The 6,980-nt window shown below is 69.2% G+C and carries 7 protein-coding genes; 1 reads left to right on the top strand and 6 read right to left on the bottom strand.

The features are described from left to right. Positions 1 to 57: 57 nt before the first annotated feature. The 6 genes from ACFW3F_RS15990 to ACFW3F_RS15965 all read right to left on the bottom strand — a co-directional run bounded on the left by ACFW3F_RS15990 (position 58) and on the right by ACFW3F_RS15965 (position 6,148). Positions 58 to 1,383, bottom strand: coding sequence for a hypothetical protein (locus ACFW3F_RS15990; RefSeq protein WP_388058986.1), 1,326 nt, complete (start codon positions 1,381 to 1,383; stop codon positions 58 to 60). An 87-nt stretch (positions 1,384 to 1,470) separates the two neighbouring features. Continuing rightward, positions 1,471 to 2,283, bottom strand: a complete 813-nt coding sequence (locus ACFW3F_RS15985) for a hypothetical protein (protein WP_388058984.1) — start codon at positions 2,281 to 2,283, stop codon at positions 1,471 to 1,473. 142 nt (positions 2,284 to 2,425) lie between these two features. Further along, positions 2,426 to 3,595: a hypothetical protein gene (locus tag ACFW3F_RS15980; protein ID WP_388058982.1), complete on the bottom strand. Its 1,170-nt coding sequence runs from the start codon at positions 3,593 to 3,595 to the stop codon at positions 2,426 to 2,428. 282 nt (positions 3,596 to 3,877) lie between these two features. Further along, complete coding sequence (locus tag ACFW3F_RS15975) at positions 3,878 to 4,363, bottom strand: ATP-binding protein (protein ID WP_388058980.1); 486 nt, start codon at positions 4,361 to 4,363, stop codon at positions 3,878 to 3,880. A 6-nt stretch (positions 4,364 to 4,369) separates the two neighbouring features. Beyond that, on the bottom strand, positions 4,370 to 4,801 hold the full coding sequence (locus tag ACFW3F_RS15970; RefSeq protein ID WP_388058978.1) for an STAS domain-containing protein: 432 nt from the start codon (positions 4,799 to 4,801) through the stop codon (positions 4,370 to 4,372). Positions 4,802 to 4,954: 153 nt separating this feature from the next. Beyond that, positions 4,955 to 6,148 (bottom strand): lipase family protein, encoded by a 1,194-nt coding sequence (locus ACFW3F_RS15965; protein WP_388058976.1) that lies wholly within the window; start codon positions 6,146 to 6,148, stop codon positions 4,955 to 4,957. 158 nt (positions 6,149 to 6,306) lie between these two features. On the opposite strand from ACFW3F_RS15965, the gene ACFW3F_RS15960 reads away from it, so the two are divergent. Further along, positions 6,307 to 6,966: a hypothetical protein gene (locus ACFW3F_RS15960; RefSeq protein WP_388058974.1), complete on the top strand. Its 660-nt coding sequence runs from the start codon at positions 6,307 to 6,309 to the stop codon at positions 6,964 to 6,966. Positions 6,967 to 6,980: the final 14 nt, after the last annotated feature.

The raw sequence follows: 6,980 nt of genomic DNA, 5'->3' as shown, positions 1-6,980 counted from the left end.
CCTCGCACCTCAGGGAGCAGGGGTTATGCGGTTCTTTCGGATTAGGGAGCAGGGACCCTACTTGCCCGGATCAGTCCCGGGCGACGTCCCGTCGGCCAGGTCCATCGCGGTGAGGAGCAACCGAGCGACGCGGGCGTAGGCCTGATGTTCGGCCTCGCACAGTGCGATCTCCTCATCGCCGAGTTCGGCCTTGCGGGCGGTCGTGAGATTGTCCATCCACTCGCGCATCTCGGCGGCGCAGATGTCGAAGAACTCGTGCACGCGCTCCGGATCCTGGTGGCACGCCAAGAGGACGGTCTTCGGGGACAGCTTGTTGTCGACTTTCTGGCTGACCCGCAAGAGGGCCAGGAGCGCTCCGGGCAGCCGGCCACCTTGTCGTCTGCGGTCCAGTTTCGGGCTGCTGTCGAGTCGCCGGATCATCTCGCCACGCGCCGAGCCGGCGAAGTCGTCCCAGCGTCGGAGGGCGGCATCGAGATTGGCGGGACTGAAGACCGCGACGTCGATCCGTCGCTGGGCAAAGACGAGCCCGTTGCGCACGACCACCGCGACTTCGGGCCACCGAGGGGAGAACTCCGCGACGACCATCCCGAGCAGCGAGGGTGCGGGCACCGACGAACTGAGGATGGTCACGATCTCCAGCGAACGCGCATCGCGGGTGGGCCGCAGCAGCGAGGTTCCCGTCGATCGCAGGAAGATGGCCTTACGCGGGCTGACCACCGCCGGACGACCGGCCGCGGTCATCGCGGCGCGGGCGAGCTCGACGAGATGGTCCTTCGACTGCGGTACCACCCCGCGCTCGACGGGGGCATCGACAAAGCGGGCGAGGGCGGTGAAGCGGAGGGTGTCGGCGTCGTTGGTACGGACGGTGTCGTCCGGATCGTCGCCGACCGGTCGGACCGGCTCCGGTGGCAGGCTCTGGTCCCGACCGGTGTCCGACTCGTCGTCGGGCAGGGGAGAGTGGTGGCGGGCGAACGACGGGTCGCCGATGCTGACGAACGACGGGTGGATGACGCCCCACACCTCGCGCAGGGCTCGCACGGCGGCGCCGGCGAGGTCGGTGAACCGGTCGGGTTCGACCTCGAAACAGAAGGCGCTGCGGCCCTCCAGCCGACACCAGCCACGGTCGACGATGTAGGTGGCCTGGCGCATCCACCGGTCCCTGTCGGTCCAGGTGAGATCGCCCGCGGAGATGGTGCAGCGAAGACGGTCGGTCGAGCCGAGGGTTCCGGTCACCGCGAAGGTCATCCGCCGCCGCCAGCCCCCGGCGGCCGCCTCGACGATCGCCAAGGTCTGTCCGGGCAGAAGGCGTGGCACGCGGACCGCGAGAGTGTCGGCGAAGTCCCGCCAGGCCGCCTCGAGGACGGCGTCGAAATCGGGGGACATGCGGGCTCCTCCTGGGCGGGACATACGCGGACCGGATCCGCATAGTACGACGCGGAGCAGACACCCGGGGCGACACCCGCGACAGAGCTACCGCGGTGTCGAGTGCTCGACCGTCTCCTCGTAGACGGGGGCCCAGGGGAGGCCGTGATCGGCGTAGTCGACGCTCGTCAGCGCGGCGCGTGGCACCGGTTCTCCGGTCAGCGACTTCCACGTGATCGAGTTGACGATCCGCACCGCGGCGGCCGCGGATGTCGTCGGATGCCAGGTGTCGGCGGACTCCAGGGGACCCGTCACGCGCGGCGCGGTGAGGCGGGGGCGCGCACGGGACTGCTCGGCGCGAGAGAAGTCGCAGAGCACGCAGGTTCCGGGTTCCGACGGCAGGTGGCGCCGGCGTCGGGCCCATGCATCGGCGCGCATCGGGATCACCGTCAACTGCAAGAGTGTCCCGGTCAGGCCTCCGTGCTCGACGGCGTGCGTCGAGGGCGCGACGAACTGACGGTCGTCGCGCCCGTCGCCGGCCGCACCCCGATACGAGGCCAGAGACGGTTGCGTGGGTACCTCGAGGTAATCGTCGGCGCCGAAGTCGGGCGTGCCGGTGAACGCTCGACCGCTGATGGCGTTGACACCGTCGACGCCGACCATCACCAGGAACGGGTGCAGGTGCGGCGACGAGAAATCCAGCCAGGTGGCCTCGGATTGCCACATCGGGATGGTCGCGTGCGCGTCGCCGTCGGGTGAGCCCTGGGCGAGGCGGAGTGCGGCGTCGCCACCGACCGGCCCGCTTCGTCCGACCGGTCCGGGGGTGCGCAGCGCTCGCTGGAACGTGACATGTAACCGCGCATCGCGACCCAGTTCGGGAAAGGTGAACGTGAGTGCGCCGCGATCCGTGGTGATGGCCATACGAGCGCTCCGATCGATGACGCGAACCACTGAGGGTGGCCTAACCGATTGAACCCCTCGTGCAGCGTCAGGGCGATGCCCGTCGACGAAAATCGTCCGCGCAGACTACGTCCCCGGAGCCTGGGCTACCGATTTGCCGGGATCACTTCGCCGGCGAGCCGCTGTCGGCGGTGTCGTCGTCGGACAGCACGACGACTCGCAGCGCGGCCCGCAGGTTGTGCGTGGTTGCCTGCCAGGCCGCGGCTTCGTGGCGACAGGCGTCGGCCTCCTCCGAGTCCGACGCAGCGGCGGCGTCGACCGCCGACCGCTGCCACGTGAGGTGCTGCTCCTCGCTGGTGTTGATGTAGGAGAGGATGTCGGCCTGGTTGTAGTGGCAGATCTTGGCCACTTCGCGGGCGCTGAGCGACCGGCCGTCGGGGTCGAGTTCGAGCAGCGTCTGCAGCGCGTCGGGGAGCCGGCGGTCGTTCCTCGCGGTCAGCGGGGCGTCCTCGCCGACCTTGGCGATGACGGACGGGGCGCAATCGGCCAGGAAGGAGAACCATTCGGCCAGGGCCGAGCTCAGGTTGTGCGGGTGGAAGACGGCGCATTCGACGGTGAGGGTCGCGAACACCTCGTCCTCGAGCAGGTGCACGCGCACTGCCGAACCCATCGTCGGCTGGGCCGCGACGATGTCGGCCGCGCGCCTGCGGTCGGTGATGTCACCGGCCAGTCGGGCGAAGAACTCGAAGCGCGGGGCGTCGCTGCGCGGACTCAGCCACGACGAGACGGGTTTGGTGGGCAGGGCGATGTCGCCGTCGGCGTCGGTCTGGATGCGGCAGCCGGTGAGGTCTTCGAGCGAGCCGACGAGCAGAGCACGCAGATGGTCGGCATCGTGGGGTTGGACCGCGACCTCGATCCGGGGTTCGGAGCGCGCGGCGGGCGAGTGGTCGAGGAACGCCGGATGCACGACCTCCCAGACCTGGCGCAGCGTCAGCACCGTCACGTGCGCGAGCTGATCCACGCGGCGTCGGCCGACCTCGAAGATGTGGGTGCCGTTGCGCAGGCGCCGCCACCCGAGGGAGGCGAGCAGTTCCAGGTGCTCGTCGAAATACTCCGGGGTGGGGTGCAGGTCGGTGTCATCGATCGTGCAGCGAAGCCGGCGCGAACCGGTGACCGTGAACCGCAGCGTCCCGTGCGGGCCCTCCGGGATCATCGGGTCTTGCTGGATCGTGAGGGTTCCGCCCGGCTCGAGATGCGACAGGCGATCGCCGACATGCAACGCGAACGTCCGCCACGCGTCGTCGATGTTCGAGTCCACGGTGAAGTCGGTCATCTCGACTCCCTTCCTCGTGCGCTGACGTACATGCGCATGGTGCAGCGATAAAGGGATCGGGAGCACGCTCCACCGACTGTTTCGACGGCCGGCCCCGAACCCGCCTTCGGGGTTCAGGTTAGGTGACTTGGCCGACAGACTTGGTCGGTTGAACAGACCCACGACGAACCCTTGCTCGAACCGTACCCCTAGGAACGCGACCCGGCTCAGTCAGGCAGGGGTTGTGAACCGACAACCAGCGGTTGTGTCCCCAGCCCTGGGGACAAACCCCGGAGGTGACCTTCAGACGCGGAGGCGCTGATGCCAGCACAGCCTCACCGAGGTCCCCTCGGGCCCGCTGGTCAGTTCCGATGCGTCGGTGAGTGCCGAGATCAGTGCCAGTCCGCGACCGCGATATGGAGACGACGACGCGTCGGGTGCCCAGCGCCCGGTATCGGTGACGGTGACCTCGAGCGATTCCTCGCGAGTCGTGCGCGCCCGGACCTCGATGATTCCGGACCGCGGGCCGGACGGTCCGGTGCCGGGCGACCGGGCGTCGGCGGCGTAGGCGTGCTCGGCCGCGTTGGCCACGGCCTCGTAGACCGCGAGGACGATGTCACTGCGGCGCTCGGCGTCGAGGTCGAGCGTCGCGTCCAGCCACTCCCCGAAGTACTGCCGGAAGCGATGGGCGGACTCGGGAGTCGACGTGACCGAGAGTGCGAGGCCACCCTCGAAGTCCCTGCCGTCCGCGTCCGTGGGGCGTCGGTGGGCCGATGAGATCGAAGCCATCTGTGCCTATCCCGCCGGACGGTCGGCCAGCCCCCCGGTGGTGGTCATGGCCGTGACCGCATCGTTCAGTGTCGGGTAGAGCACCATCGTCTGATCGAGTCCCATCACGGTGAGGGGTCGAGCCGTCGCCGGTCCGGCGGCCACGACCCCGAACATGCCCCGGGGCGCGATGGCCTCGTGTGCGGCGACGAGCGTCGCCATCCCGGCCGAGGCCAAGAACTCGGTGGTCGTCAGGTCGATGATCAGACCGTCCGGCTGCCCGCTCAGCGCCTCGGAGACCGCCTCGGACAGTTGGGGAGCGGTGAGCACGTCGATGCTGCCCTCCACGGTCAGGATCACGAGTTGCTCGTGTGCCGCGGACACCACCGACATCAGGGCGCGTCCGGCACTCGGGCCGCTGTCGTCGACGATCACGGCGTCAGAATGTTCTGGCTGCATCGGTGCCGGCCCTCTCCACGGGGGACGCGGGCCGACCAGCGGCCCCGTCCCGGCGAAAGTGTGACGGCAGCTGCTCAACCGATGCTGTCCATCGTGCCATGTCACGACGCCACCCCGGTGCCGGGGTGTGATGCTCGCCGGGGCGCCGAGCGCCTACTTGCCGAACACCCGCTCGAGGAAGGGGATGGTGTCGGCTTGCGACCGGACCAGCGTTCCGCTGTGGTCGCTCGGGTACGTCCGGAAGTTCACCGGTTGCCTGTTGGCGGTCAGGGTCGCCGCGTACGCCGCGGTGGTGGGGTACGGCACGTCAGTGTCGAGGACGCCGTGGCCCATGAAAAATGGCCTGTCGAAACCCTTTTCGGGCATGGCCATGTAGTCGGCGAGGGTCGCGGCGAAGTTCGGCAGGCTGCTCAGCGGCGCGCTGAAGTAGTCCCCGAGGGAGACGCCCCGGAGTTGCTCCTCGAAGTCGGCGACACACCGGGTCTCGGCGAGCGATACGTACTTGCGGCCGGTGGGGGTGAGAATGCGGTCGATGCCGAGCTCGGGATGAGCGTGGCGGAGACCGGCGGTGATGTAGCTCAGGTATGCGGTCAGCGCCGGTGTGATCGCGACCGGAGGTACGCCCGGGCCGGCGATCTGGACGAGACGTTCGATGTAGGCCGGCGTGCCGGTGCCGACGGCACCCCGATAGTCGAGCTCGGGACCGCCGAACTCGGTGGCGTAGCGCGCGGTGTAGATCGCCGCGCCGCCACCCTGGGACTGCCCGACCGCCGCCCAGGACCGGGACAACTGTTGGGCAGCAGGAAAACTCGCCGTGTACTCCCGACCGGCTCGCACCATGTCGACGACGTTGTGCGCCGCGGTCCGGCCGTCGAGGTAGGCATGGAGACCGGGGGTTCCCAGGCCGGCGTAGTCGCTGGCGACGATGGCGTAGCCCTGCTGCATCCACTTCGCCAGATAGGGCAGGTCGCGCTCGGGTAGGCCCGGTCCCCGGACCGAGGGCGCGCAGTCGTCGCCCAATCCGGAGGTCCCGTGCGCCCACGAGATCACCGGCCAGCCGCCGCGTGGGGCGGTGCCCTTCGGGATGAACACGGACCCGGTGCTCAGGGCCTTGTCGCCGAACGAGTCGGTGGTGACGTAGGTCAGAACGGTGGCGTCGGCGGAACCGGGCACCCAGAACTGCGGCGCCAGCGGCCTCGACGAGACCACCGAACCGGCGTCGCCGAGGGGCGAGGCGATCGCCGGGCCGGTGCCAACGATTCCGGCGGCACCGGAACTCCCGATCACGACCGCTGCGCACGCGACCAGTGTCAGAACCTTGCGATGCCATCGAGTCACGGTCCACACCGTACTGCGAACGTGCCCCGGTCGTCGATCGGTCAGGTATTCCGTTCCTGTTCAGTGCTTTTCGGGGGTTGAATGCCGGTAGAAGAGAAGGCCGGGGCCGGCGACAATACCCTGGTGGGGTGCGGGTTCGCACAAACCCGGCAGAGAGGTGTCACGACATGGCGTTGCGTACGGTCGACCTGCCGAGCCCGGCGGAGATGCGGCCCCGGTGGGCTGCCTACGCCGCAGTTCTGGCCGTGCGAGGGGAACGCTGGGCGCAGGGAGCGCAGGCGACCCCGGACGGGTGGCACTTCGACGACGGCGGCGGGAACTGGGCCGACGTGGTGCTGCTCGGTGCCGACCGCGCGGTCCTCGTCGGACACGATCACGAGTACTCCGAGACGTACTTCCGCGAGGGTGCGGCGTACTTCGGTGAGCCGGAGACGGACCTGCTCGACGGAGCGCCGGAGTGGTGGGAACCGGCGATCGCGCCCTACCTCCAGAGGCAGCGCACCGACGGCATGTGGATCGGATTCGTCTACGGTTTCGACGGCCGGTGGAGCCGATCCGCCTACGACCTCGCCGATGGCTTCACCAGCGTCGGTCTGCCGTTCACCGACGACGAGAAGACCGTCGATGCTCTCGTGGATCTGCTCGGGAACTGGTTCGGCGAACTGCGACTGGCGCTCCCCGCCGATCTCGGCCACCGGCTACGGGCGATGGTCTCACCCCGAGGTGAGGTGACCTCGGCAGTCCTGCAGGGCATCCTCGGGCCCGCCACCGCGCATGCCCACATCGACGCGGCAGTGGCTGCGGCACAACGGTTTTCGCGGGCATGACCGTGTTGAGCGGA

The sequence above is a fragment of the Gordonia sp. NPDC058843 genome (genome assembly GCF_042743165.1).
Classification (GTDB): Bacteria; Actinomycetota; Actinomycetes; order Mycobacteriales; family Mycobacteriaceae; genus Gordonia.
This window is presented reverse-complemented; position numbering and strand designations above follow the sequence as displayed.